This is a genomic window from Achromobacter arsenitoxydans SY8, assembly GCF_000236785.1.
GTDB classification, from domain to species: domain Bacteria; phylum Pseudomonadota; class Gammaproteobacteria; order Burkholderiales; family Burkholderiaceae_B; genus Achromobacter; species Achromobacter arsenitoxydans.
Genome location: NZ_AGUF01000038.1, coordinates 17,200 through 42,681 on the forward strand (window position 1 = coordinate 17,200; position 25,482 = coordinate 42,681).

21 protein-coding genes and 1 pseudogene are annotated in these 25,482 nt (G+C 64.3%); 20 read left to right on the forward strand and 2 right to left on the reverse strand.

Annotated features, from left to right (window positions below):
- The first annotated feature begins 40 nt into the window (after positions 1-40).
- The 17 genes from KYC_RS08940 to KYC_RS09020 all read left to right on the forward strand — a co-directional run bounded on the left by KYC_RS08940 (position 41) and on the right by KYC_RS09020 (position 19,064).
- The gene (locus tag KYC_RS08940; protein ID WP_008161177.1) at positions 41-1,150 is read left to right on the forward strand and encodes a porin; all 1,110 of its coding nucleotides are present in this window, start codon (positions 41-43) and stop codon (positions 1,148-1,150) included.
- Positions 1,151-1,446: 296 nt separating this feature from the next.
- Positions 1,447-1,806 (forward strand): NADH-quinone oxidoreductase subunit A, encoded by a 360-nt coding sequence (locus KYC_RS08945; RefSeq protein ID WP_006217959.1) that lies wholly within the window; start codon positions 1,447-1,449, stop codon positions 1,804-1,806.
- Positions 1,807-1,845: 39 nt separating this feature from the next.
- Positions 1,846-2,322 (forward strand): NuoB/complex I 20 kDa subunit family protein, encoded by a 477-nt coding sequence (locus KYC_RS08950; protein ID WP_006217960.1) that lies wholly within the window; start codon positions 1,846-1,848, stop codon positions 2,320-2,322.
- Positions 2,323-2,401: 79 nt separating this feature from the next.
- On the forward strand, positions 2,402-3,028 hold the full coding sequence (locus KYC_RS08955) for an NADH-quinone oxidoreductase subunit C (protein WP_008161185.1): 627 nt from the start codon (positions 2,402-2,404) through the stop codon (positions 3,026-3,028).
- Positions 3,029-3,031: 3 nt separating this feature from the next.
- Positions 3,032-4,288: an NADH-quinone oxidoreductase subunit D gene (locus tag KYC_RS08960; protein ID WP_008161187.1), complete on the forward strand. Its 1,257-nt coding sequence runs from the start codon at positions 3,032-3,034 to the stop codon at positions 4,286-4,288.
- A 47-nt stretch (positions 4,289-4,335) separates the two neighbouring features.
- Positions 4,336-4,830 carry an NADH-quinone oxidoreductase subunit NuoE gene (nuoE, locus tag KYC_RS08965; protein WP_008161189.1) on the forward strand — a complete coding sequence of 165 codons (495 nt, stop codon included), beginning with the start codon at positions 4,336-4,338 and terminating at the stop codon, positions 4,828-4,830.
- Positions 4,827-6,194 carry an NADH-quinone oxidoreductase subunit NuoF gene (gene nuoF / locus KYC_RS08970; protein ID WP_008161191.1) on the forward strand — a complete coding sequence of 456 codons (1,368 nt, stop codon included), beginning with the start codon at positions 4,827-4,829 and terminating at the stop codon, positions 6,192-6,194. Before nuoE ends, nuoF begins: the two co-directional genes overlap by 4 nt.
- 15 nt (positions 6,195-6,209) lie before the next feature.
- Entirely contained in the window at positions 6,210-8,537 is a 2,328-nt protein-coding gene (nuoG, locus tag KYC_RS08975; protein ID WP_008161192.1) for an NADH-quinone oxidoreductase subunit NuoG, read from the forward strand.
- Entirely contained in the window at positions 8,537-9,610 is a 1,074-nt protein-coding gene (nuoH, locus tag KYC_RS08980; RefSeq protein ID WP_008161194.1) for an NADH-quinone oxidoreductase subunit NuoH, read from the forward strand. Before nuoG ends, nuoH begins: the two co-directional genes overlap by 1 nt.
- A gap of 21 nt (positions 9,611-9,631) precedes the next feature.
- Positions 9,632-10,120, forward strand: coding sequence for an NADH-quinone oxidoreductase subunit NuoI (gene nuoI / locus KYC_RS08985; RefSeq protein ID WP_008161196.1), 489 nt, complete (start codon positions 9,632-9,634; stop codon positions 10,118-10,120).
- A 17-nt stretch (positions 10,121-10,137) separates the two neighbouring features.
- A complete protein-coding gene (locus KYC_RS08990) occupies positions 10,138-10,791 on the forward strand; it encodes an NADH-quinone oxidoreductase subunit J (protein ID WP_008161198.1) in 654 nt (217 codons plus the stop codon).
- Entirely contained in the window at positions 10,788-11,096 is a 309-nt protein-coding gene (gene nuoK, locus KYC_RS08995; protein ID WP_006217969.1) for an NADH-quinone oxidoreductase subunit NuoK, read from the forward strand. The genes KYC_RS08990 and nuoK overlap by 4 nt, the downstream gene beginning before the upstream one ends.
- Positions 11,097-11,113: 17 nt before the next feature.
- Positions 11,114-13,153, forward strand: a complete 2,040-nt coding sequence (gene nuoL, locus KYC_RS09000; RefSeq protein WP_008161201.1) for an NADH-quinone oxidoreductase subunit L — start codon at positions 11,114-11,116, stop codon at positions 13,151-13,153.
- Complete coding sequence (locus KYC_RS09005) at positions 13,150-14,652, forward strand: NADH-quinone oxidoreductase subunit M (RefSeq protein ID WP_008161203.1); 1,503 nt, start codon at positions 13,150-13,152, stop codon at positions 14,650-14,652. The genes nuoL and KYC_RS09005 overlap by 4 nt, the downstream gene beginning before the upstream one ends.
- A gap of 9 nt (positions 14,653-14,661) precedes the next feature.
- Complete coding sequence (nuoN, locus tag KYC_RS09010; RefSeq protein WP_008161205.1) at positions 14,662-16,146, forward strand: NADH-quinone oxidoreductase subunit NuoN; 1,485 nt, start codon at positions 14,662-14,664, stop codon at positions 16,144-16,146.
- Positions 16,147-16,162: 16 nt separating this feature from the next.
- Entirely contained in the window at positions 16,163-16,492 is a 330-nt protein-coding gene (locus tag KYC_RS09015; protein ID WP_008161208.1) for a DUF2818 family protein, read from the forward strand.
- Between the two features lie 349 nt (positions 16,493-16,841).
- Positions 16,842-19,064 (forward strand): TonB-dependent receptor, encoded by a 2,223-nt coding sequence (locus tag KYC_RS09020; RefSeq protein ID WP_008161210.1) that lies wholly within the window; start codon positions 16,842-16,844, stop codon positions 19,062-19,064.
- Positions 19,065-19,135: 71 nt separating this feature from the next.
- Here the strand turns inward: KYC_RS09020 and serB are convergent, their stop codons facing one another.
- Both serB and mfd read right to left on the reverse strand, forming a co-directional pair.
- A complete protein-coding gene (gene serB, locus KYC_RS09025; protein ID WP_008161212.1) occupies positions 19,136-19,993 on the reverse strand; it encodes a phosphoserine phosphatase SerB in 858 nt (285 codons plus the stop codon).
- Between the two features lie 26 nt (positions 19,994-20,019).
- Positions 20,020-23,502 (reverse strand): transcription-repair coupling factor, encoded by a 3,483-nt coding sequence (mfd, locus tag KYC_RS09030; protein WP_008161214.1) that lies wholly within the window; start codon positions 23,500-23,502, stop codon positions 20,020-20,022.
- A 29-nt stretch (positions 23,503-23,531) separates the two neighbouring features.
- Here mfd and ispD point away from each other — a divergent pair, with 29 nt between their 5' ends.
- The 3 genes and pseudogenes from ispD to KYC_RS09045 form a co-directional block, all read left to right on the forward strand.
- Positions 23,532-24,215, forward strand: coding sequence for a 2-C-methyl-D-erythritol 4-phosphate cytidylyltransferase (gene ispD, locus KYC_RS09035; protein ID WP_008161216.1), 684 nt, complete (start codon positions 23,532-23,534; stop codon positions 24,213-24,215).
- Positions 24,212-24,703 carry a 2-C-methyl-D-erythritol 2,4-cyclodiphosphate synthase gene (gene ispF / locus KYC_RS09040; RefSeq protein ID WP_008161217.1) on the forward strand — a complete coding sequence of 164 codons (492 nt, stop codon included), beginning with the start codon at positions 24,212-24,214 and terminating at the stop codon, positions 24,701-24,703. The genes ispD and ispF overlap by 4 nt, the downstream gene beginning before the upstream one ends.
- Positions 24,704-24,920: 217 nt before the next feature.
- Positions 24,921-25,482: pseudogene (locus KYC_RS09045) on the forward strand (DUF4344 domain-containing metallopeptidase); the annotation flags it as partial.

Consider the following 25,482-nt stretch of genomic DNA (forward strand, 5'->3'; position numbering starts at 1 on the left):
ATTGCTGCTCTTGTCACTCAAATCAACGGAGATTTCTTAAATGAAAAAGACTCTGCTCGCTGCCGCCCTGCTCGCCGGTTTCGCCGGTGTCGCCCAGGCAGAAACGTCTGTCACCCTGTACGGCATCATCGACACGGGCCTCGGCTACAACAAGATCAGCGGTGGTCCCGATGCCATGAACGGCAGCCGTTTCGGCATGATCAACGGCGTCCAAAACGGTTCGCGCTGGGGTCTGCGTGGTTCGGAAGACCTGGGTGACGGCCTGCGCGCTGTTTTCACGCTGGAATCCGGCTTTGATTCGGGCAACGGCAAGTCGGCTCAAGGTGGCCGCCTGTTCGGTCGTCAAGCCACCGTCGGTCTGGCCAGCGACAGCTGGGGTCAACTGGACTTCGGTCGCCAAACCAACATCGCGTCGAAGTACTTCGGCTCGATCGACCCGTTCGGCGCTGGCTTCGGTCAAGCTAACATCGGCGTTTCGATGAGCGCTGCCAACACGCAACGCTACGACAACATGGTCATGTATCAGACCCCGTCGTTCAGCGGCTTCCAGTTCGGCGTTGGCTACTCGTTCAATGCTGACGACAACAACACGGCCCAAACCGGCTGGAGGACTGCGGACAACACCCGCGCCATCACCACCGGTCTGCGCTACGTCAACGGCCCGCTGAACATCGCGCTGTCGTACGACCAACTGAACGCTTCGAACAAGCTGGCTACCGAGTTCACCGACGCCACCCCGCGTATGTACGCGATCGGCGCTTCGTATGACTTCGAAGTCGTGAAGCTGGCTCTGGCCTACGCTCGCACGACCGACGGCTGGTTCGCTGGTCAAGGCGTCAACCACGGCACGGGCTCCCTGAGCATCGGCACCAACATCTTCGCTGATGGCTTCAAGGCCAACTCGTACATGGTCGGCCTGTCGGCCCCGATCGGCGGCGCAAGCAAGCTGTTCGGTTCGTGGCAAATGGTTGACCCCAGCAACGACCGTATCAACGGTGCTGAGACGATGAACGTCTTCTCGCTGGGCTACACCTACGACCTGTCCAAGCGCACCAACCTGTACGCCTACGGTTCGTACGCCAAGAACTACGCCTTCGTGGACGACATCAAGTCGACCGCCGTCGGCGTCGGTATCCGCCACCGCTTCTAATCCAACGCAGGGCGCAAGCCCTGTCTGGATTCAAAGCGAAAGCGCGCGAACGGGCTTCGGCCCGTTCGCATAAACCACCCTTTCGGGTGGTTTTTTTTCGCGTTCCGGGTTGGTTTTCAACCTGTTGTGTGCGCGTGCCGGCGGCTTCCTGTAAGCTACACGGGCGTCATCGAAAACTGCGATTGTTCCATTTGAGGAATGCAGTCTTTCACCTGTTGTTCAAGCTACAGAGTTCAGCCGGAAGTAACCGCGCGAATGCTACAATCCTAAGGTTTGCGCATTTGACGGACGCCTGAATGAACCTGCAACAGTATTTTCCCGTCCTGCTGTTTATCGTAGTGGCCACCCTTATCGGGTTCGCGCTTCTAACGGCCGGCTCCCTCCTTGGCCCGCGGCGTCCTTACGCTGAGAAGCTGTCGCCGTACGAGTGCGGCTTCGAAGCCTTCGAAGACGCTCGCATGAAGTTTGACGTGCGCTACTACCTGGTGGCGATCCTGTTCATTCTTTTCGACCTGGAAATCGCGTTCCTGTTCCCGTGGGCCATCGCCCAGGGTACGGTCGGACTCGTCGGTTTCTGGACGGTCATGGTTTTCCTCGCCGTGTTGACCGTCGGCTTCATCTACGAATGGAAAAAGGGCGCGCTGGACTGGGAATAACCCGCCGGGTTTTTTCACAGCACGCTATCAGAGACGAATATGGCTATAGACGGCATTCTCAAGCAAGGGTTCATCACAACCAGCGCCGACAAGTTCCTGAACTGGGCGAAAACCGGCTCCATGTGGCCCATGACCTTCGGTCTGGCCTGTTGCGCGGTTGAGATGATGCACGCGGGCGCGGCCCGCTACGACCTGGACCAGTTCGGCATCATCTTCCGGCCCAGTCCGCGCCAGTCCGATCTGATGATCGTCGCGGGCACGTTGTGCAACAAGATGGCGCCGGCGCTGCGCAAGGTCTACGACCAGATGCCCGAGCCGCGCTGGGTGGTTTCCATGGGCTCCTGTGCCAATGGCGGCGGCTACTACCACTACTCGTATTCGGTGGTCCGTGGCTGCGATCGCATCGTACCGGTAGACGTCTACGTGCCGGGCTGCCCGCCCACGGCCGAGGCGCTGGTCTACGGCTTGCTGCAAATGCAGAACAAGATCCGTCTGACCAACACGATTGCGCGCTGATGCTTTGCCCGGTTTGACGGCAGGCTCCGCCGCCGCAAGCCAGACGAAACCAGCGTATCGGTTCACCTAAGCGTACAAGATGATGACCAGGCTCGAATCCCTGAAAAACAATTTGCAGACCACCCTCGGCGCGGATATCGCGCTGACCGAGGCGCTGGGCGAGCTCACGCTCGAAGTGCCCGCAGAACAGTGGTTCTCGGTCTGCAACAAGCTGCGCACCGAAGCCGGCCTGCGCTTTGAAACCTGTATCGACCTTTGCGGCGTCGACTACCTGACCTGGGGCAACGGCACGCGCCAGCTGCCCGAGGAATCGAACGCCCGCATTCACCGCTCGCGCTATGCGGTGGTCGCGCATCTGCTCTCCATCGAGAACAACTGGCGCCTGCGCGTGCGCACCTGGGCCGCCGACGACGAATTCCCCATCGTGGCCTCGCTGATGGAATGCTGGCCGGCCGTGGGCTGGTTCGAGCGCGAAGCCTTCGACCTGTACGGCATCGTCTTCGAAGGTCACCCCGACCTGCGCCGCATCCTCACCGACTACGGCTTCATCGGGCATCCGTTCCGCAAGGACTTCCCGCTGTCGGGCACCGTCGAAATGCGCTACGACCCCGAGCAACGGCGCGTCATTTACCAGCCGGTCACGATTGATCCGCGCGAGATCACCCCGCGCGTGGTGCGCGAAGACACCTACGGCATGGGGCGTTGAATCATGGCAGACATCAAGAACTACACACTGAACTTCGGTCCCCAACACCCGGCCGCGCACGGCGTGCTGCGCCTGGTGCTGGAGCTTGACGGCGAAGTTATCCAGCGCGCCGATCCGCACATCGGCCTGCTGCACCGCGCCACCGAAAAGCTGGCCGAGCACAAGACCTACATCCAGGCGCTGCCCTACATGGACCGCCTGGACTACGTGTCCATGATGTGCAACGAGCACGCCTACGTCATGGCCATCGAAAAGCTGCTGGGCGTCGAAGCCCCGCTGCGCGCGCAGTACATCCGCGTGATGTTCGACGAGATCACCCGTCTCCTGAACCACCTGATGTCGCTGGGTTCGCACGCGCTGGACGTGGGCGCCATGGCGGTGTTCCTGTACGCCTTCCGCGAACGCGAAGACCTGATGGACTGCTACGAAGCCGTCTCGGGCGCGCGCATGCACGCGGCCTACTATCGTCCGGGCGGCGTCTACCGCGACCTGCCGGATTCGATGCCGCAGTACGGCGACTCCAGCAAGTTCCGCGGCGACAAGGAAATGCGCGTCATGAACGATGCGCGTTCGGGCTCGCTGCTGGACTTCATCGAAGACTTCACCAACCGCTTCCCGGGCTGCGTCGACGAGTACGAAACCCTGCTCACCGACAACCGCATCTGGAAGCAGCGTCTGGTCGGCATCGGCGTGGTCGATCCCGATCGCGCCAAGGCGCTGGGCTTCACCGGCCCCATGCTGCGCGGTTCGGGCGTCGCCTGGGACCTGCGCAAGACGCAGCCCTACGAAGTCTACGATCTGCTCGATTTCGACATCCCCGTGGGTGTCAACGGCGATTGCTACGACCGCTATCTAGTCCGTATCGCCGAGATGCGCGAGAGCAACCGCATCATCCGCCAGTGCGTGGAGTGGCTGCGCAACAACCCCGGCCCGGTCATGATCGAGAACCACAAGATCGCCCCGCCGTCGCGCACCGCCATGAAGACCAACATGGAAGAGCTGATCCACCACTTCAAGCTCTTCACCGAAGGCTTCCACGTGCCCCCGGGCGAGGCTTACGCCTCGGTCGAGCATCCGAAGGGCGAATTCGGCATCTACCTGGTGTCCGACGGCGCCAACAAGCCCTACCGCCTGAAGATTCGGGCCCCCGGCTTTGTCCACCTGCAATCGCTGGATGAAATGTCGCGCGGTCACATGATCGCCGACGCCGTCACCATCATTGGTACGCAGGACATCGTTTTCGGCGAAATCGATCGCTGATCCGCCCAGACAGTCACGAGCACGCCCGCATAACCCGGATTCAAACTATGCTGCTTTCCGAACAGGCCTACCAGAAAATCGACCGTGAACTCGCGAAGTTCCCGGGCGACCAGCGGCAGTCCGCCATCATGGCCTCGCTTGCCATCGCGCAAGAAGAGAAGGGCTGGTTGGCTACCGAAGTCATCGAAGATGTGGCCAACTACATTGGCGTTCCGCCCATCGCGGTCCAGGAAGTCGCCACCTTCTACAACATGTTCGACGTCAAGCCCGTCGGCAAGAACAAGATCGCCGTCTGCACGAACCTGCCCTGTGCCTTGCGCGACGGCGACCGTGCCGGCGAATACCTCAAGCGCAAGCTGGGCGTCGATTACCGCCAGACCACCGAAGACGGCCAGTTCACGCTGGTCGAAGGCGAGTGCATGGGCGCTTGCGGCGATTCCCCCGTCCTGATCGTGAACAACAAGCATATGTGCGTGCGCATGACCGACGAGAAGCTGGACGCGCTGGTCGCGGCCCTCAAGGTTCAAGGAGAGTCGGAATGAACGCGCCCGACCTGTACAAGCAGTTCGCCCAGGGGCTGGATCCCAACCCCCTGAACGATCTGTCCAACTCGATGTGCCTGCACGGCCGGCACATCCAGCCGCAGATCATGGCCGACGTCGACGGCGCCAACTGGCGCCTGGCGGAATACGTCAAGCGCGGCGGCTACGAAGCCCTGAAGAAGATCCTCACCACCGGCATGAAGCCGGAAGACGTGATCGCCGAAGTCAAGGCGTCGGGCCTGCGCGGCCGTGGCGGCGCGGGCTTCCCGACCGGCCTGAAGTGGAGCTTCATGCCGCGCGCCTTCCCCGGCCAGAAGTACCTGGTCTGCAACTCCGACGAAGGCGAGCCCGGCACGTTCAAGGACCGCGACATCCTGCGCTTCAATCCGCACATCGTGATTGAAGGCATGGCCATCGCGGCCTACGCCATGGGCATCAGCGTCGGCTACAACTACATCCACGGCGAAATCTTCGAAGTCTACGAGCGCTTCGAGGAAGCCCTGGAAGAGGCGCGCGCCGCCGGTTTCCTGGGCGACCGGATCTTCGGTTCGGACTTCAGCTTCCAGCTGCATGCGTTCCACGGCTACGGCGCCTACATCTGCGGCGAAGAAACCGCGCTGCTGGAATCGCTGGAAGGCAAGAAAGGCCAGCCGCGCTTCAAGCCGCCGTTCCCGGCCAGCTTCGGCCTGTACGGCAAGCCCACCACGATCAACAACACCGAGACGTTCGCGGCGGTGCCGTGGATCATCCGCAACGGCGGCCAGGCCTACCTGGAAGTCGGCAAGCCGAACAACGGCGGCACCAAGCTGTTCTCGATCACCGGCGACGTCGAACGTCCCGGCAACTACGAGATCCCGCTCGGCACGCCGTTCTCGACCCTGCTGGAACTGGCGGGCGGCATGCGCGGCGGCAAGAAGCTCAAGGCCGTGATCCCCGGCGGCTCGAGCGCCCCGGTCCTGCCCGCCGACATCATGATGGCGTGCACGATGGACTATGACTCCATCGCCAAGGCCGGCTCGATGCTCGGCTCCGGCGCCGTGATCGTCATGGACGAGACGCGCTGCATGGTGAAGTCGCTGCTCCGTCTGTCGTACTTCTATTTCGAGGAAAGCTGCGGCCAGTGCACGCCGTGCCGCGAAGGCACCGGCTGGCTCTACCGCATGGTGCACCGCATTGAAAACGGTCATGGCCGTCCGGAAGATCTGGAACTGCTGGACAACGTGGCTGCGAACATCATGGGCCGCACCATCTGCGCCCTCGGCGACGCCGCCGCCATGCCCGTCCGTGGCTTCCTCAAGCATTTTCGCGACGAATTCGCGCACCACATCGAGCACAAGTCTTGTGTGGTCCCGCAATATCTGTAGGTCTCAGGAACAGCAATGGTTGAACTAACCGTCGACGGCAACAAGGTCGAAGTGCCCGAAGGCAGCATGGTCATGCATGCCGCTCAGAAAGTCGGGCTTTACGTGCCGCATTTCTGCTACCACAAGAAACTGTCCATCGCGGCCAACTGCCGGATGTGCCTGGTTGAAGTGGAAAAGGCGCCCAAGGCGCTGCCCGCCTGCGCCACGCCCGTGACCAACGGCATGGTCGTCCACACCTGCTCTGAGAAGGCTCGCGCCGCTCAGAAGTCGGTGATGGAATTCTTGCTCATCAATCACCCGCTCGACTGCCCGATCTGCGATCAGGGCGGCGAATGCCAGCTGCAGGATCTGGCCGTGGGCTACGGCGGCTCCTCCTCGCGTTACCAAGAGGAAAAGCGCGTCGTCTTCCACAAGGACCTCGGTCCGCTGGTTTCCGCCGAGGAAATGAGCCGCTGCATCCACTGCACCCGCTGCGTGCGCTTCGGCCAGGAAATTGCCGGCGTCATGGAACTGGGCATGCTGGGCCGCGGCGAGCACTCCGAGATCACCACCTTCGTGGGCCGCTCGATCGAGTCCGAACTGTCGGGCAACATGATCGACATCTGTCCGGTGGGCGCGCTGACCTCCAAGCCCTTCCGCTACAGCGCACGCACCTGGGAACTGGCTCGCCGCCGTTCGGTCAGCCCGCACGACAGCCTGGGCGCCAATCTGGTGGTCCAGGTCAAGGGCGACCGCGTGATGCGCGTGGTTCCGTTCGAAGACGACGCCGTCAACGAATGCTGGATCAGCGACCGCGACCGCTTCTCGTATGAAGGCCTGAACAGCGACGACCGCCTGTCCGCCCCGATGATCAAGGGCGCCGACGGCAAGTGGCAGGAAGCCTCGTGGGCCGATGCCCTGCAGGCTGTCGCCCAGGGCCTGTCGCGTGTGCGCGACAGCTTCGGCGCCGGCCAGATCGGCGCGCTGGCCTCCGAATACGCCACCACCGAAGAATACGCGCTGCTGGGCCGCCTGGTCCGCGCGCTGGGTTCCGAGAACATCGACTTCCGCCTGCGCCAGACCGACCCGGCCTTCGACGCCGCGCTGGCTGGTGCGCCGTGGCTGGGCATGCCCATCGCCGAACTCGACAACCTGGACCGCGTCCTGGTCGTCGGCTCGTTCCTGCGCAAGGACCACCCGCTGATGGCCCAGCGCCTGCGCCAGGCCGCCAAGCGCGGCACGCAGATCCTGATGGTCGACAGCGCCGCCGACGATCCCCTGATGCCCGTGACCGCGCGCATCACCGTGGCGCCTTCCGAACTGGCGCGCGCGCTGGCGGAAGTGGCCGTCGCCCTGGCGCAAGCCAAGGAACAGGCCGTGCCGGCTGAATTCGCCTCGGTCGTCCCGGGCGAGAACGCGAAGCTCATCGCCGCCAGCCTGGCGTCGGGCGCCAACACCGCCGTGCTGATGGGCAACCTGGCCGTCGCCAGCGCCCAGGCCTCCACGCTGGCCGCCAACGGCAGCAAAGTGGCCGACCTGGCCGGTGGCAAGTTCGGCTTCCTGACCTCCGGCGGCAACACCGTCGGCGGTTACCTGGCCGGCGCCATTCCGGGCAAGGGCGGCAAGTCCGCCGCCGCGATGCTGGCCGAGCCGCTCAAGGCCTATGTGGTCCTGCACGCCGAGCCGCTGCTGGATGCCGACAATGGCCAGCAAGCCATCGCCGCGCTGCGCGGCGCGCAGTTCGCCGTGGCGCTCACGCCTTACCGCTCGGCCGCGGCCGAATGGGCCGACGTGATGCTGCCGGTGTCGCCGTTCACCGAAACCTCGGGCACCTTCGTCAACGCGCAAGGCCTGGCCCAAAGCTTCAAGGGCACGGTCACGCCGTTCGGCCAGACCCGTCCGGGCTGGAAGGTCCTGCGCGTGCTGGGCAATGTCCTGCACCTGGCCGGCTTCGACGACGAAACCTCCGAGTCCGTGCGCGACGCCGTGCTGGCCGGCGGCATCGAAGGCCGTCTGTCCAACGACGTCAAGGCCCCGCTGGGCCTGGGCCAGGCCGCTGCCGGTCTGGAACGCGTCGCCGACGTGCCGATCTACCGCACGGACGCCATGGTGCGCCGTTCGGAACCGCTGCAGGCCTCGCCGGCTTCGAAGAAGCCCGCCGCCGCCATGAACGGCCGCACGCTCACCAGCCTTGGCCTGACGGCCGGCGTCAAGGTGCGCGTGTCGGGCGGGCAGGGCGCCGTCGAACTCGAAACCGTGCAGGATGATGCCGTGGCCGATCGCGCCGTGCGTATTTCCGCAGCCTTTGAAACTACCGCTGCCCTGGGCGGCGCATTCGGTCAAATCAGCGTGGAGCGTGCCTGATGGAATGGCTCAATGTTCTTGAAAGCCACGGTCAGGCATTGCTGGGCCCGACGGTCTGGATGGTCCTCTGGACCCTCGTCAAGATCGTGGTCATCGCCGTGCCCATCATCCTGTGCGTGGCGTACCTGACGTACTGGGAGCGCAAGATGATCGGCGCCATGCACGTGCGCATGGGCCCGAACCGCGTCGGTTTCAAGGGGCTGCTGCAGCCGTTTGCCGACGTGTTCAAGCTTCTTACCAAGGAAGTCGTCGTCCCCAGCCAGGCCAACAAGGTGCTGTTCGTCGTGGCCCCGGTGGTCACGCTGATGCCCGCGCTGGCCGCCTGGGCGGTCGTGCCGTTCGGTCCGGACGTCGTGCTGGCCAACGTCAACGCCGGCCTGCTGTACATCATGGCCATCACGTCCATCGGCGTGTACGGCGTGATCGTCGCCGGCTGGGCGTCGAACTCCAAGTACGCGTTCCTGGGCGCGCTGCGCGCCTCGGCCCAGATGCTGTCGTATGAACTGGCCATCGGCTTCGTGCTGGTGACGGTGCTGCTGGTGTCGGGCAGCCTGAACATGTCCGAAATCGTGAACGTGCAGAACCGCGGCTGGTTCGCCGACAAGGGCCTGACGTTCATGTCCTGGAACTGGCTGCCGCTGCTGCCGCTGTTCGTGATCTACGTGATCTCGGCCGTTGCCGAAACCAACCGCCACCCGTTCGACGTGGTCGAAGGCGAATCGGAAATCGTGGCCGGCCACATGGTCGAATACTCGGGCATGGCGTTCGCGCTGTTCTTCCTGGGCGAATACGCCAACATGATCCTGCTGTCCTGCATGGCCTCGATCATGTTCCTGGGCGGCTGGGCTTCCCCGATTGATATCGCGCCGCTGACCTGGATTCCGGGTTGGATCTGGCTGGGTCTCAAGACGTTCGTCGTGGTCTCGTTGTTTGTGTGGTTCCGGGCTTCGTTCCCGCGCTACCGCTACGACCAGATCATGCGCTTGGGTTGGAAAATCTTCATCCCGCTGACTGGCGTTTGGCTGGTCGTGGTGGCGATCTGGATGCAGACGCCCTGGAACATTTGGCGCTAAGCCGCCAAGCAGAGGCAGGATATGGAAGCGATCAAGGATTTCTTCGGCAGTCTGATGCTGACCGAATTGCTCAAGGGCATGCGCCTGACGGGCAAGTATTTCTTCAAGCGCAAGGTCACCTTGCGCTACCCCCAGGAAAAGACCCCTGCGTCGCCGCGTTTCCGCGGCCTGCACGCGCTGCGCCGCTACCCCAACGGGGAAGAGCGCTGCATCGCGTGCAAGCTGTGCGAAGCCGTGTGCCCGGCGCTGGCGATCACGATCGAGTCGGACCAGCGCGACGACGGCACCCGCCGCACCACGCGCTACGACATCGACCTGACCAAGTGCATTTTCTGCGGCTTCTGTGAGGAAAGCTGCCCCGTGGATTCCATCGTGGAAACGCACATCCACGAATACCACGGCGAAAAGCGCGGCGACCTGTATTTCACCAAAGACATGCTGCTCGCCGTGGGCGACCGCTACGAAGCCGACATCGCCCGCCGCCGGGCCGAAGACGCTCCCTACCGCTGAAGCCCAGGGTCTGATCCATGACTTTTACCACTGTCCTTTTCTACATACTGGCCGCCGTGCTGGTGATCGCGGCCTTCCGCGTGATCACCGCGCGCAGCGCGGTCACCGCAGTCCTGCACCTGATCCTGGCCTTCGCCAACGCGGCCATGCTGTGGATGCTGCTGGGCGCCGAATTCCTGGCGCTGCTGCTGGTGTTGGTGTACGTGGGCGCCGTGATGGTGCTCTTCCTCTTCGTCGTGATGATGCTGGACATCCGCATGGATACCCTGCGGCAAGGCATGAAGACCTACCTGCCCCTGGGCCTGGTGATCGGTCTGGTGCTGGTGCTGGAAGTGTCCTTCGTGCTGGGCTCCATCTGGTATGGCTCGGGTCCGCAGGCGCAACTCCCCAGCGACTACAACAACGCCCGCGCGCTGGGCGAGGCGATGTACACGCAGTACATCTACGCCGTTGAAGTCGGCGCCGCGCTGCTGCTGGTCGGCATGGTCGCCGCGATCGCGCTGACCCTGCGCCGCCGCCGCGACGTGAAGTACAACGACCCGGTCGCCGCTGTCCGCGTGCGCTCGAAGGACCGCTTCCGCATGGTGAACATGCCCGCCCAGAGCGAGCGTGCCCAGGCCAAGCGTGACGCTTCGAACGGCGTTGCCGCGCCCCAAGGAGAAAAAGAATGACGCTGACGCTGGCCCACTATCTGATCCTCGGGGCGATCCTGTTCGCCATCGGGATCTTCGGCATCTTCCTGAACCGCCGCAACCTGATCATTCTCCTGATGTCCATCGAGCTCGTGCTCCTGGCCGTCAACATGAACTTCGTGGCGTTCTCCAGCTGGTTCGGCGACACCGCCGGCCAGGTGTTCGTGTTCTTCATCCTGACCGTGGCCGCCGCCGAAGCGGCGATCGGCCTGGCCATCCTGGTGCTGCTGTTCCGCAACCTGAACACGATCAACGTTGACGAACTCGATCGCCTGAAGGGCTGACGGGGTATTGGAAGAAAATGTCTAGCTCACCCAATCTCTACCTGCTCATCGCGCTGGCACCGCTGGCCGGAGCAATTCTCGCGGGCCTTTTCGGCACCGGGTTCCTTGGCCGGCCCATCGGCCGCCGCGCGTCGCACCTCATCACCATTCTTGGTGTGCTCATCTCCACCATCGGTTCGGTGGTGGTGCTGGGCGACGTGCTCAACGGTCTGCGCTTTGACGGCGCGGTCTACACCTGGAGCCTGATCGGCCAGACGAAGCTGGAAATCGGCTTCCTGATTGATCCGCTGTCGGCCATGATGATGGTCGTCGTGACCTTCGTGTCGCTGATGGTGCACATCTACACCATCGGCTACATGTCCGATGATCCCGGCTACCAGCGCTTCTTCTCGTACATCTCGCTGTTCACGTTCTCCATGCTGATGCTGGTGATGTCGAACAACATGGTGCAGCTGTTCTTCGGCTGGGAAGCGGTGGGCCTGGTGTCGTACCTGCTGATCGGCTTCTGGTACACCCGCCCGACGGCGATCTTCGCCAACATGAAGGCCTTCCTGATCAACCGCGTGGGCGACTTCGGTTTCGTCCTGGGCATCGGCCTGCTGTTCGCCTATGCCGGCACGATGCACTACGGTGAAGTCTTCGCCCAGGCCGACAAGCTGGCCGCGATGACGCTGCCCGGTTCGGACTGGATGCTGCTGACGGTCGCATGTATCTGCCTGTTCATCGGCGCCATGGGTAAATCGGCCCAGGTTCCGCTGCACGCCTGGCTGCCCGACTCGATGGAAGGCCCCACCCCGATCTCCGCGCTGATCCACGCCGCCACCATGGTGACGGCCGGCATCTTCATGGTTGCGCGCTTCTCGCCCCTGTTCGAACTGTCGGACACGGCGCTGTCGTTCATCATCGTGATCGGCGCCATCGGCGCGCTGTTCCTGGGCATCCTGGGCATCATCCAGAACGACATCAAGCGCGTCGTCGCGTACTCCACGCTGTCGCAGCTGGGCTACATGACCGTGGCGCTGGGCGCGTCGGCCTACTCGGTGGCGATCTTCCACCTGATGACCCACGCGTTCTTCAAGGCGCTGCTGTTCCTGGGTGCAGGCTCGGTCATCATCGGCATGCACCACGACCAGGACATCCGCAACATGGGCGGCCTGCGCAAGTACATGCCCATCACCTGGATCACCTTCCTGCTGGGCACGCTGGCGCTGGTCGGCACGCCGTTCTTCTCGGGTTTCTACTCGAAGGAAAACATCATCGAAGCCGCGGGTCATGCGAACGTGTGGGGCGCAAGCTTTGCGTACTACGCCGTGCTGATCGGCGTGTTCGTGACCTCGCTGTACTCGTTCCGCGTGTACTTCCTGGTCTTCCATGGCAAGGAACGCTTCGACACCAGCGACCATGGCCACGGCCATGACGCGCATGGTCACGACGACCACGGCCACGACGATCACGGCCACGGCCATCATGGCGGCAAGCCGCATGAGTCGCCCTGGGTGGTCACGCTGCCGCTGGTGCTGCTGGCGATCCCCTCGGTGCTGATCGGCGCCTGGGCAGTCGACCCGATGGTGTTCGGCAAGTTCTTCGATGGCGTTATCAAGGTGCTGCCGCTGCAGCATCCGGCCATGCACGTGCTGAGCGAAGAGTGGCACGGCTGGGTCGCCTACGGCCTGCACGCCTTCCAGACCCTGCCGTTCTGGCTGGTCGTGGCTGGCGCCGTCATCTCCTGGTACTGCTACCTGATCAATCCCAAGGTTCCGGCGGCCATCAAGTCCAGCATGTCGGGCGTGTACAAGGTGCTTGAGAACAAGTACTACGTGGACTGGGTCAACGAGCAGATCATCGCGCGCGGTTTGCGCTGCCTGGGCCGCGGCCTGTGGCAGACCGGTGATCGCGGCATCATCGACGGCCTGCTGATCAACGGCAGCGCCCGCCTGGTGGGCTGGGTGGCCGCCATCAGCCGCCACCTGCAGTCCGGCTTCATCTATCACTACGCGTTCGCGATGATCATCGGCGTCATGGCGCTGGTGACTTTCTTTGTGCTGATTCCCCAATGATGGCAAGCGAGATGGCATCCAACACTTTTCCCTGGCTCACGCTTGCGATCTTTGTCCCGATCGTATTCGGCCTGCTGGTGCTGGCGGTGGGCCGTGACGACCGTCCCGGCCTGACGCGCGGCCTGTCGCTCGTCGGCGCGATCGCCGGTTTCCTGGTCACGATTCCGCTCTACACCGGTTTCGACTCCTCCACGGCCGCCATGCAGTTCGTGGAGAAGGCCTCCTGGATCGAGGCGTTCAACGTCAATTACCACCTGGGCATCGACGGCATTTCGATGTGGTTCGTGCTCCTGACCGCCTTCATCACCATCATCGTGGTGCTGGCCGGCTGGGAAGTCATTACCAGCCGCGTCGCGCAATACATGGCCGCCTTCCTGATCCTCTCGGGTCTGATGGTGGGCGTGTTCTGCGCGCTGGACGGCATGCTGTTCTACGTGTTCTTCGAAGCCACGCTGATTCCGATGTACATCATCATCGGCGTCTGGGGCGGCGCGAACCGCGTGTATGCGGCGTTCAAGTTCTTCCTGTACACCCTGATGGGCTCGCTGCTGACCCTGGTGGCGTTCGTCTACCTGTGGAATGCCTCGGGTGGTTCGTTCGACATCCTGACCTGGCAGCAGACCAAGCTGGGCTACACGCCGCAGATCCTGATCTTCGTGGCGCTGCTGGCGGCATTCGCGGTCAAGGTCCCGATGTGGCCGGTCCATACGTGGTTGCCTGACGCCCACGTCGAAGCGCCCACCGGCGGTTCCATCGTCCTGGCCGCGATCATGCTGAAGCTGGGCGCCTACGGTTTCCTGCGCTTCTCGCTCCCGATCGCCCCTGACGCCTCGCACAGCCTGGCCGGCCTGATGATCACGCTGTCGCTGATCGCCGTCATCTATATCGGCCTGGTCGCGATCGTGCAGGACGACATGAAGAAGCTGGTTGCCTATTCGTCCGTCGCCCACATGGGCTTCGTCACGCTGGGCTTCTTCATCTTCAATACGGCCGGCGTCGAAGGCGCCATCGTGCAGATGATCTCGCACGGCTTCGTGTCGGGCGCCATGTTCATGTGTATCGGCGTGCTCTACGACCGCATGCACTCGCGCCGCATCGCCGACTACGGCGGCGTGGTCAACACGATGCCGCGCTTCGCCACGTTCTTCATCCTGTTCTCGATGGCCAACAGCGGCCTGCCGGCCACCAGCGGCTTCGTCGGCGAATTCATGGTGATCATGGGCGCGGTCGAGCACAATTTCTGGATCGGCCTCCTGGCGGCGACCGCCCTGATCCTGGGCGCGGCGTATTCGCTGTGGATGGTCAAGCGCGTGGTGCTGGGCGACGTCGCCAACGACCACGTGCGCGAGCTGACCGATATCAACCGCCGCGAATTCGTGATTCTTGGCGTGATGGCGATCGCCGTGTTGTACATGGGGATCTATCCCAAGCCCTTTACCGACGTGATGCACGTGTCGGTCGAGGCCCTGCTGCAACACGTTGCCGTCTCGAAACTGTAAGACAAGACAATGATGCAATCCCAAATCGATTTCGCCCTGGCGACACCGGAAATCCTTCTGCTGATTTTCGGCCTGGCTATCCTGCTCGTCGACGCGGTCAGCAATCACCCCGAGCGCAAGCCGACGTTCCTGCTGACCATGCTTGCCCTGGGCGTGCTGACCGTCGTGTCCGCCGTGCAATGGAAGAACGGCGTGGCGGGCGCGACCTTCAACGGCCTGTACGTCACCGACGAGCTGTCCCATCTGCTGAAGATCGCCTCCTATGTGGCGGTCGCGGTGACGCTGATCTACGGCCGCGTCTATGCGCAAGTGCGCGACATGCTCAAGGGCGGCGAACTCTACGTCCTGACGCTGTTCGCCCTGCTGGGCCAGATGGTCATGATTTCCTCCGGGAATCTGATCTCCATCTACCTGGGTCTGGAACTGATGTCGCTGGCGCTGTACGCGCTGATCGCGCTGCGCCGCGACAACGTCGTGGCCACCGAGGCCGCCATGAAGTACTTCGTGCTGGGCGCGCTGGCTTCGGGCTTCCTGCTGTACGGCATGTCCATGATCTACGGCGCGACGGGCCACCTGGACCTGGGCGAAGTGTCCAAGGTCATCGCCGCGGGCAAGGCCGAGAAGATGGCGCTGGTGTTCGGCATCGTGTTCCTGGTTTCCGGCCTGGCGTTCAAGCTGGGCGCGGTGCCTTTCCACATGTGGGTGCCGGACGTCTACCAGGGCTCGCCCACCGCCGTCACGCTGATCCTGGGCGGCGCGCCCAAGCTGGCCGCCTTCGCGATCACGCTGCGCCTGCTGGTTGACGGCCTGCACGGCCTGGCCGCCGACTGGCAGCCGATGCTGATGATCCTGGCGGTGCTGTCGCTGGCCATCGGCAACCTGACCGCCATCGCGCAGACCAACTTCAAGCGCATGCTGGCCTACTCGACCATCTCGCACATGGGCTTCGTGCTCCTGGGCCTGATGTCCGGTTCGGTCGCGGGCAAGCCGGAACTGTCGTCGGCCGCCTACGGCGCGTCGCTGTTCTACATGCTGACGTACGTGCTGACCACGCTGGCCAGCTTCGGCATTGTGCTGCTGCTGTCGCGTCAGGGCTTCGAGTGCGAGCACATCGACGACCTGAAGGGTCTGAACCGCCGCAGCCCGTGGCATGCCGCCATCGTGCTGCTGCTGATGTTCTCGCTGGCCGGCATTCCGCCGCTGGTGGGCTTCTACGCCAAGCTGGCCGTGCTGCAGTCCCTGATCAGCGCCGGCCACATCGCGCTGGCCGTGATCGCGGTGATGTTCTCGCTGATCGGCGCGTTCTACTACCTGCGCGTGGTCAAGGTTGTCTACTTCGACGAGCCGGCGGCCGACGCCGCTCCGATGGCGGCTACTTGCGGCCAACGTGGCGTCCTGTCGATCAACGGCGCCCTGATCCTGGTCCTGGGCCTGTTGCCCGGCGGCCTGATGGCCCTGTGCGTCCAGGCCATCCGCTCTTCCCTGAGCCTCTAAGGGACGGATAGCAGCCATGAACCAGACACTGGCGGTATGGCTGTTGATCGCGCTGGCGCTTGTCAGCGCGAATCTCCCTTTCCTGACCGAGCGCGTGTTCGCCGTCCTGCCCTGGAAACAGGGCGGCGCGGTGGCGGTCAAGCCGTTCTGGATGCGGCTGGTCGAAGTGCTGGTGTTCTACGCCATCGTCGGCGCACTGGGATTTGCCTTCGAATCCACGCTGGGAAACCGCTTTGCCCAGACCTGGGAGTTCTACGCGATCACCCTGAGCCTGTACCTGGTGCTGGCTTATCCCGGGTTCGTGTACCGCTATCTGTTCAAGCGACATCCTCGCTTGCGCGCATAAAGGCGCGCCCAGCCACGCAAACGCCCCGCCAGGGGCGTTTTTTCATGGGCGAATGGATTCGGGAGGGGAAGGGCGCGCGTGCCTTGTAGCGCGTTCTGTGGCCGCTGAGCATGGGACGTAGTGGGCGCATTTCGGGACCGCGAGTCTGGAATTCGCGCGCAGGATCCGACACCGTTAAATGCCGCTATATGCCGGCATATATATCGAAAAATTCGCCAAGTGGTGTTGTTTTTTCATCTTTTAGATGAACCGCATCATGACATTCAGGTTTCATTCAGCGCCTCGGTTCAGAATCGCAAACGCCGAAAAAAACAAGAATCGTTGCTATTCACATTCTGGAGAAGCTGGTTTGAAGCCCCAAGATTCGTATTCGCTGAATACGCTCACCACCTCGCTCGCCGCCGCCATTGCCGCGCCCGCGTTGTTCATTACCCCCTATGCCGCAGCCCAGTCCGCAGACGCGGGCGTGACGCAGCTTTCGCCCGTCCGCGTGGAAGGCGAGGGCTCCTCGTATCAGACGTCCACGGCTCAGTCGCCCAAGATGACCGCGCCGTTGCTGGACACGCCGCGCACCGTGCAGGTGGTGCCGCGCCAGGTGATCCAGGACCAGGCCGCGTCGTCGCTGCAGGACGTGCTGCGCAATTCGCCGGGCATCACGTTCGGCGCCGGGGAAGGCGGCCGTCCGGGCGGCGACCTGCCGATCATCCGCGGACAGAACTCGGCGGGCAGCATTTTCCTGGATGGCATCCGCGATTCGAGCACCCAGGTCCGCGATACGTTCAACCTTGAACAGGTCGAGATCATCAAGGGACCGGATTCGGTGTACGCGGGCCGCGGCGGTGCGGGCGGCAGCATCAACATGGTCAGCAAGACGCCCAAGGCGGTGGACTTCACCGAAGGCACCGCGCAGATCGGCACGGACAACAATTACCGCGCGACGATCGACAGCAATTGGCGCCTGGCCGACAAGGCTGCGTTCCGCCTGAACGTGATGGGCAACAAGGGCGACGTGCCTGGCCGCGACAACGCGGTGGACTTCGAACGCTGGGGCGTGGCGCCGTCGCTGATGCTGGGCGTGGGCACGCCGACTCGCATCACGCTCAGCTACTACCACTATCAAGACGACAGCATGCCCGACTACTCCATTCCGTATGACCCGGCGACGGGCCAGCCGGTGACGGAAACCAAGGGCGTGAGCCGCAAGTCGTTCTATGGCCTGACTGGCCGCGACTTCATGAAGACCCGCGACGATGTCGCGACGGTCGACTTCCAACACGATTTCTCCGACAAGCTGCAACTGCGCAACGTCACCCGCTACGGCCGCGGCACGACGGACTTCGCGGCGACCAACCCGGACGACAGCAAGGGCAACGTGCCCAATGGTTTCGTCTACCGCGCGCTCAAGTCCGGCTACTACGTCACCAAGAGCTTCGCGAACCAGACCGACCTGACCGGCGAATTCGAGACCGGCAGCCTGAAGCACTCGTTCGACCTGGGCTTCGAGTACAGCAACATCAAGCAGGACAAGGACGGCTACACCCAGTCGGGCGTGCCGACCAGCACGAACTGCACGCGCCTGTCGGTGGTGTGCGCGTCGCTGTGGGATCCGGATCCCCACACCGACTACACGGGCTCCCTGCGCCGCAACGAAAACCCTGCTCGCTACAACACCGACACGGTGGCGCTCTACGCCTTCGATACGATCAAGCTGAACGAGCAATGGCAAGCCAGCCTGGGCGGCCGTTGGGACAACTACCGCACCAGCGCCAGCAACCTGACCAGCGTGCCGGCGACCGCCACGGCCAAGCGTGAAGACAACCTGTTTAACTACCAGGTTGGCCTGGCTTACAAGCCGCTGCCGAACGGCACGATCTACGCCACCTACGGCACGTCCTCCACGCCTTCGGCTGTTGCCGGCAGCGCAGTCAGCGATGCCGTCACCGTTACGAACCAGACGCTGGAGCCGGAAAAGAGCCGCACGGTTGAACTGGGCACCAAATGGGAAGTGCTGGACAACAAGCTGACGCTGTCGGCGGCAGCCTTCCATGACGTGCGCAAGAACACCAGCGTCGCGATCTCGGCTAATGAGACCGCCCAGGTGGGCGAAGCCAAGGTGCGCGGCATCGAACTGGGCTTCTCGGGCGCCATTACGCCCAAGTGGAACGTGTTCGGCGGCTACACCTTCATGGACAGCGAAATGACCAAGGGCGCCTACAACAGCGGCGCCGTCGGCCAGGACCTGCCCAACACGCCCCGCAACGCCTTCAGCCTGTGGACCACCTACAAGGTGCTGCCCAAGCTGACCGTCGGCGGCGGCGCCTACTACGTGGACAAGGTGTACGGCAATTCGGACGCCACCAAGAATGCCAACGGCACGCCGAAGGCGCGCTGGGTGCCTTCGTACTGGCGCTTCGACGCCATGGCGGCCTACGAATTCAACGAACACATTTCGGCGCAGCTGAACGTGCTGAACATCTTCGACGAAACGTACTACACCAAGGCCTATGCGGCGCACTACGCGGCGCTGGGTACGGGCCGCGCGGCGCTGCTGTCCCTGCGCATGCGGTACTGATCCGGGTAAACGAAAAAATGCCACCGCGAGGTGGCATTTTTCGTTGGGCGGACGTGCGCGGAAAGCCGCGATCAGCTTTCAAACCAGTTCAGCACGCCGTCCAGGCCCGACACGTTCAGGGCGTAGCGCGTCTGTTGGCGCACGAGCGGCTTTGCGTGATAGGCCACCGGGAAGCCCGCGGCGGCCAGCATCTTCAGGTCATTGGCGCCGTCGCCCATGGCGATGATCTGGTCAGTGGCGGCGCCGTGCGTGCGCGCGAATTCGCGCAGGTGGACGGCCTTGGCGTCGGCGTCCAGGATGTCGCCCAGCACCCGGCCGGTCAGCACGCCGTTTTCGATTTCGAGCGTGTTGGCGTGGGCACTGTCCAGGTTCAGGCGCTGGCGCAGCCGCTCGGTGAAGAAGGTGAAGCCGCCCGAGACCAGCAGCACCTTGATGCCGGCGGACTGCGCCGTGGAGATCAGGCGTTCGGCGCCGGGGTTCAGGCGCAATTTTTCCTCGTAGACCTGTTCCAGCGCGCTGGCGGGTGCGCCCTTGAGCAGGGCGACGCGGCGGCGCAGGCTCTCCGAGAAATCCTTGATCTCGCCGCGCATGGCGGCCTCGGTGATCTCCGACACCTTGTCCTTCACGCCGACCACGCCGGCGATCTCGTCGATGCACTCGATGTTGATCAGGGTGGAATCCATGTCCATGGCCAGCACCTTGCAGCCCGCCAGCTTCAGGCCCGCCGGCACGAAGGCGGCGTCGACGCCGCGGGCGTCCGCCCAGGCCACGACTTCGGCGCGGGTATCGGCGTCGTGCTGCACGTCGAGCAGGCGGGCGGCGGTGTTGCTGATGCGCGCCACGCCTTGCGCCTGGGCCAGCGCGGCCAGCTGTTCCGCGTGTTCGATGGCGAGGCCGGGAGATTGGACGACGAGGTTGTGGGTAGTCATAGGCGTAGGGTAAAGGATGGCGTGGATTACTTCAGGGCGCGCAGGACGGCTCGCACGGCGTCGGCGCGGGCGGGCACTTGCGCCGCCTTGATCTCGACGTGCAATTTATCCTGTCCCGCAAGCTTGATGTGGCGCTGGCGCTGGACGAGTTCGATGATCTTGGCGGGGTCGACCGTGGTTTTGGGGCCGAACTGCAGCAGGGCCTGCGTTTCGCTGGCGTCGATCTTGACGATGCCCAGCGGCTGGGCCGCCAGGCGCAGCCGATGCGTGGCGAGCAGCGTCTGCGCCGCCTCGGGCAGCTTGCCGAAACGGTCGATCAGTTCTTCCTGGATGTGGATCAGGTCGTCTTCGTCGGCGGCGTGCGCCAGCCGCTTGTAGATAGCCAGGCGGGCGTGCACGTCGGCGCAGTAGTCGGACGGCAGCAGCGCCGGCGCATGCAGATTGACTTCGCACGCCAGGTTGAAGGGCGCGTCCAGATCGGGTTCTTCGCCGGCGCGCAGAGCGCGCACGGCTTCGTTGAGCATCTCGTTGTACATCGAGAAGCCAACCTCCTGGATATTGCCGGACTGGGAGTCGCCCAGCACCTCGCCGGTGCCGCGGATCTCCAGGTCGTGCATGGCCAGGTAGAAGCCGGAGCCCAGCTCTTCCATGGCCTGGATGGCTTCCAGGCGCTTCTTGGCGTTGCTGGTGATGGCGTCCTCGCCCGGGGTCAGCAGGTAGGCGTAGGCCTGGTGGTGCGACCGGCCGACGCGCCCGCGCAACTGGTGCAGCTGGGCCAGACCGAAGCGGTCTGCGCGATGGATCACGATGGTGTTGGCGCTGGGCACGTCGATGCCGGTTTCGATGATGGTGGTGCACAGCAGCACGTTGTAGCGCTGCTGGTAGAACCCCTTCATCACCTGTTCCAGTTCCCGCTCCGGCATCTGGCCGTGCGCCACTGCGATCCGGGCCTCAGGCACCAGCTCTTCCAGGCGGGCGCGGCGGTTGTGGATGGTTTCGACCTCGTTGTGCAGGAAGTAGCACTGGCCGCCGCGCTTGAGTTCGCGCAACAGCGCCTCGCGCAGGGTGCTGCCGTCTTCGCGCCGCACGAAAGTCTTGATGGCCAGGCGCTTCTGGGGCGCGGTGGCGATGACGGAGAAATCGCGGATGCCTTCCAGCGACATGCCCAGCGTGCGCGGGATGGGCGTGGCGGTCAGCGTCAGCACGTCGACCTCCGCCCGCAGCGCCTTGAGGGCCTCTTTCTGGCGCACGCCGAAGCGGTGCTCTTCGTCGATGATCACCAGTCCCAGGCGTTTGAACTTGACGTCCTTGGACAGGATCTTGTGGGTGCCGATGACGATGTCGACCCGGCCGTCGTTGATGCCTTCGATGGCGGCGGAGACTTCCTTCGCAGAGCGGAAGCGCGACAGCTCCACGACGCGCACGGGCCAGTCGGCGAAGCGGTCGGAGAATGTCTGGGCGTGCTGCTCGGCAAGCAGGGTGGTGGGGCACAGCAGCGCGACCTGCTTGCCGTTGGCCACTGCCAGGAAGGCGGCGCGCAGCGCCACTTCGGTCTTGCCAAAGCCCACGTCGCCGCAGACCAGGCGGTCCATGGGCCGGCCCGACGTCATGTCGCCGATCACGGCTTCGATGGCGGCGGCCTGGTCAGCGGTTTCCTCGAAACCGAACCCTTCGGCGAACGCCTCGTAGTCGTTCAGGGGCAGATTAAAGGCGAAGCCTTCGCGCGCGGCGCGCTGCGCATAGAGCGCAAGCAGTTCGGCGGCGGTGTCGCGGACCTGCTTGGCCGCCTTGCGCCGGGCCTTGTCCCACTGGCCGGAGCCCAACTGGTGCAGCGGCGCGGCTTCCGGATCGGCGCCGCTGTAGCGGGCGATCACGTGCAGCTGCGACACCGGCACGTAAAGCGTGCTGCCGTTGGCGTATTCGAGATGGAGAAATTCCATTTCGCCTTCGCCCATGTCCATGTTGACCAGGCCGTGGTAGCGCCCGATGCCGTGCTGCGCGTGCACGACGGGGTCGCCTGCGCGCAGCTCGGACAGGTCGCGCACCATGGCTTCGACGTTGCTGGCGCGCTCCTGGTCGCGCTTGCCGCGGCGCCCGGTGCCCGCAACGCCGGGATACAGGTCGTTTTCGGTCAGGAAGGCCAGGTTGGCGCCAGGCAGCTCGAATCCAGTGCCCAGCGCGGACGCGACGATGCCGAAATGCGCGTCGGAGGCCAGGAAGGCTTCGATGGTGTCGGGCTGGGCGTCGGGCGTGACGCCGAACTCGTTCAGCATCTGCACCAGGGTTTCGCGCCGGCCGGCGGAATCCGCGCACAGGAGCACGCGGGTCTGGCGCGTTTGCACCAGCGCGCGCAGCTTGGCGATGGGATCGTCGGACCGCCGGGCCACGCTGACGTCCGGCGCGGCGCGGAAGTCGGGGTGGGCCTGGCCGGCGGCCAGCGCAAGGCGGCGGAAATCCTTCAGCCTGGCGTACAGGGACTCGGTATCCAGGAACAGTTCCGACGGCGGCAGCACCGGGCGCTCGCGGTCGCTCTTCAGGAAGCCATAACGGCTGGCGGTGTCCTGGTTGAAACGCTGGATGGCGTCGTCGATGTCGCCCACCGTGACCATGACCGTGCCTTCGGCCACATAGTCGAACAAGGTGGCGGTGTCTTCGAAGAACAACGGCAGGTAGTATTCGACGCCGGCGAACGGGATGCCGTTGCCGATGTCCTTATAGGGCAACGCCCGCGAAGGGTCGCCTTCGAAGACTTCGCGGAAGCGCGCGCGGAACCGGTTGCGCGAGTCTTCGTCCATCGGGAACTCGCGCCCGGGCAGCAGCTGGACTTCGCGGACGGGGTACAGGCTGCGCTGGGTGTCGACGTCGAAGCTGCGGATGGTCTCGATTTCGTCGTCGAACAGGTCCAGGCGGTAGGGCACCACCGAGCCCATGGGGAAGAGGTCGATCAAGCCGCCGCGCAGGCAGAATTCACCCGGCGAAGTCACCTGGGTGACGTGGTTGTAGTTGGCCAGGGTGAGCTGCGCGCGCAGGGCCGCTTCATTCAGCCTGTCCTTCTGCTTGAACGAGAACGTGTAGGCGGCCAGGAACGACGGCGGGGCCAGCCGGTACAGCGCGGTGGTGATGGGCACGGTCAGCACGTCCACCGACTTCATCATCAGCGAATGCAGCGTGTGCAGGCGTTCGGAGATCAGGTCCTGGTGCGGCGAGAAGGCGTCGTAGGGCAGCGTTTCCCAGTCGGGCAGCTGCCTGACGCGCAGGTTCGGTGCGAACAGCTGGATTTCCTCGGCCAGCCGCTGGGCTTCCAGGGGCTCCGCCGTCAGGATGACCAATGGACCGCCGGCCTGACGCGCCAGGTCCGCGAGCAGCCATGCGTCGCCGGAACCGGGCGGCCGCGGCTGCGCGTAGCGCGTGCCCGGCTTCAGCGCGGACAGGGTGGGAGCCGTGGCGGGGACGGGAGGCGCTGCTGGGGCGGAGGCGGAAGGGGAGGGCATCAGGCTGGAAGCGGACATCAAGCGGAAGATTATAAAATCACCGCACCATGTCTGACTCAATCATTGCGATCGTGCCCGCCGCTGGCGTCGGCGCCCGCGCCAGCCGGCCCGGGCATGAGGCCGTGCCCAAGCAGTATCGTCCACTCTCCGGACAGCCCATGCTGCGGCACGCGGTGTGCGCCCTGCTTGCCGACGAACGCGTGTCTCAGGTGCGCGTGGCGGTGACGCCGGGCGACGGCTGGGTGGATGCCGCGCTGGCCGGCCTGCCGCGCACGGTCTGGCGCGCCTGCGGCGGCGCAACGCGCGCCGATACCGTCGCGGGTGCGCTGGCCGACAGCGGCGTGGCGGATGACGCCTGGGTGCTGGTGCACGACGCCGCGCGTCCGGGCCTGCCGGCCGCGGCGCTGGGGCGGCTGATCGACGCCTGCCTGGCCGATCCCGTGGGCGGCCTGCTGGCCCTGCCCGTGCCCGACACCGTCAAGGCGGGCCGCGAGCGCGTGGAACGCACGTTGGACCGCAATGGCGTATGGCTGGCGCAGACCCCGCAGATGTTCAGGGCGGGCGTGCTGCGCGACGCCCTGACGGCTGCCTGCGTCAACGGCGTGGCCGTCACCGACGAGGCCTCGGCCATCGAGGCGGCCGGTTACGCGCCCCTGCTGGTTCCGGGCGCGATGCGCAATTTCAAGGTGACATGGCCGGACGATTTTGAACTGATGGAAAAATGGCTATGAGCATTCCTTTCCGCGTCGGGCAGGGCTTCGACGTGCATACGTTGGTCGAGGGTCGGCCGCTGATCATCGGCGGGGTCACGATTCCGCACACCCATGGCCTTCTGGGGCACTCGGACGCCGACGTGCTGCTGCATGCGATCACCGACGCGCTGCTGGGCGCCGCGGGCCTGGGCGACATCGGCCGCCATTTTCCGGACACGGACCCGGCGTTCAAGGGCGCCGACAGCCGCGTGCTGCTGCGCGAAGCCATGGCCCGCGTCCGCAAGGCCGGCTGGACGCCCGTCAACATCGACGCCACCCTGCACGCGCAGGCGCCGAAGATCGGGCCGCACGCGCCGGCCATGGTGAAGAACATCGCGGCCGACATCGGCCTGGCCGAGGCCGAGATCAACATCAAGGCCAAGACCAACGAGGGCCTGGGCTACCTGGGCCGCAAGGAAGGTATCGCAGCGACGGTGGTGGCGTTGCTGGCGCGCGCCGGGACCTGATCCGGCTGCATTTACTTTGGAATACATCTTTAACAAATGCATAAGCGGATCGGTTTGATCTGGAATACGCTGCGCGACTTAAATCTGACTAATCAGGGACACTCAGATGTTTTCACGCGGCGCCGCGCTACTTCTCGCTTTCTCCGCATTCGCTACGCCAGCACATGCCGAATATGAAAAGCAGCTAGGGCCGCTGGCTGGCACATTCAGGCAGCAATTGCTGAAGGGATGGGTGGCAGGCGAGCAGGACGGCTGGTTCACGCTGCGCAACAGCGAAGTGCCCGGCGGCGAGCAGACCTTCTACATCAACGCCGGCCCCGCGCCGGAAGCTGGCCGCATCACCGACGTCAACGTCGTCGTCAATTCGAAAAGTCCCAAGGCGTCCGTCGGCATTGCCCTGAATAACAATGCCCGCAAGAGCCTGTGTCTGCTCGAGATCCGGGCCGACCGGAACATCCTGCTGTTCTGTCTGGAAGGCCAGAAGCGCCGCGACATCGCTTCCGTTCCCAATGTCGCCAAGCTGGACGGCTCCGACCGGATCAAGGTGGTGGAGGTGCCGGGCGCCGCCCGTTTCATCGTGAATGGCCAGAAGATTGCCGACGTCGAGAATGAACCCGCGCTGGGCAGCGAGATCGGCATCATGGCCTACGACGAGGGCACGTTTGGCATCGCCGATTTCGTGATCACCACGAATTCGGGTCCCAAGCCGACGCCCGCCAGCCAGCAAGGCGGCGGCCTGCCGGCGCGCGGCGGCAGCGGCGGGCGAGGCGCGCCCCAGC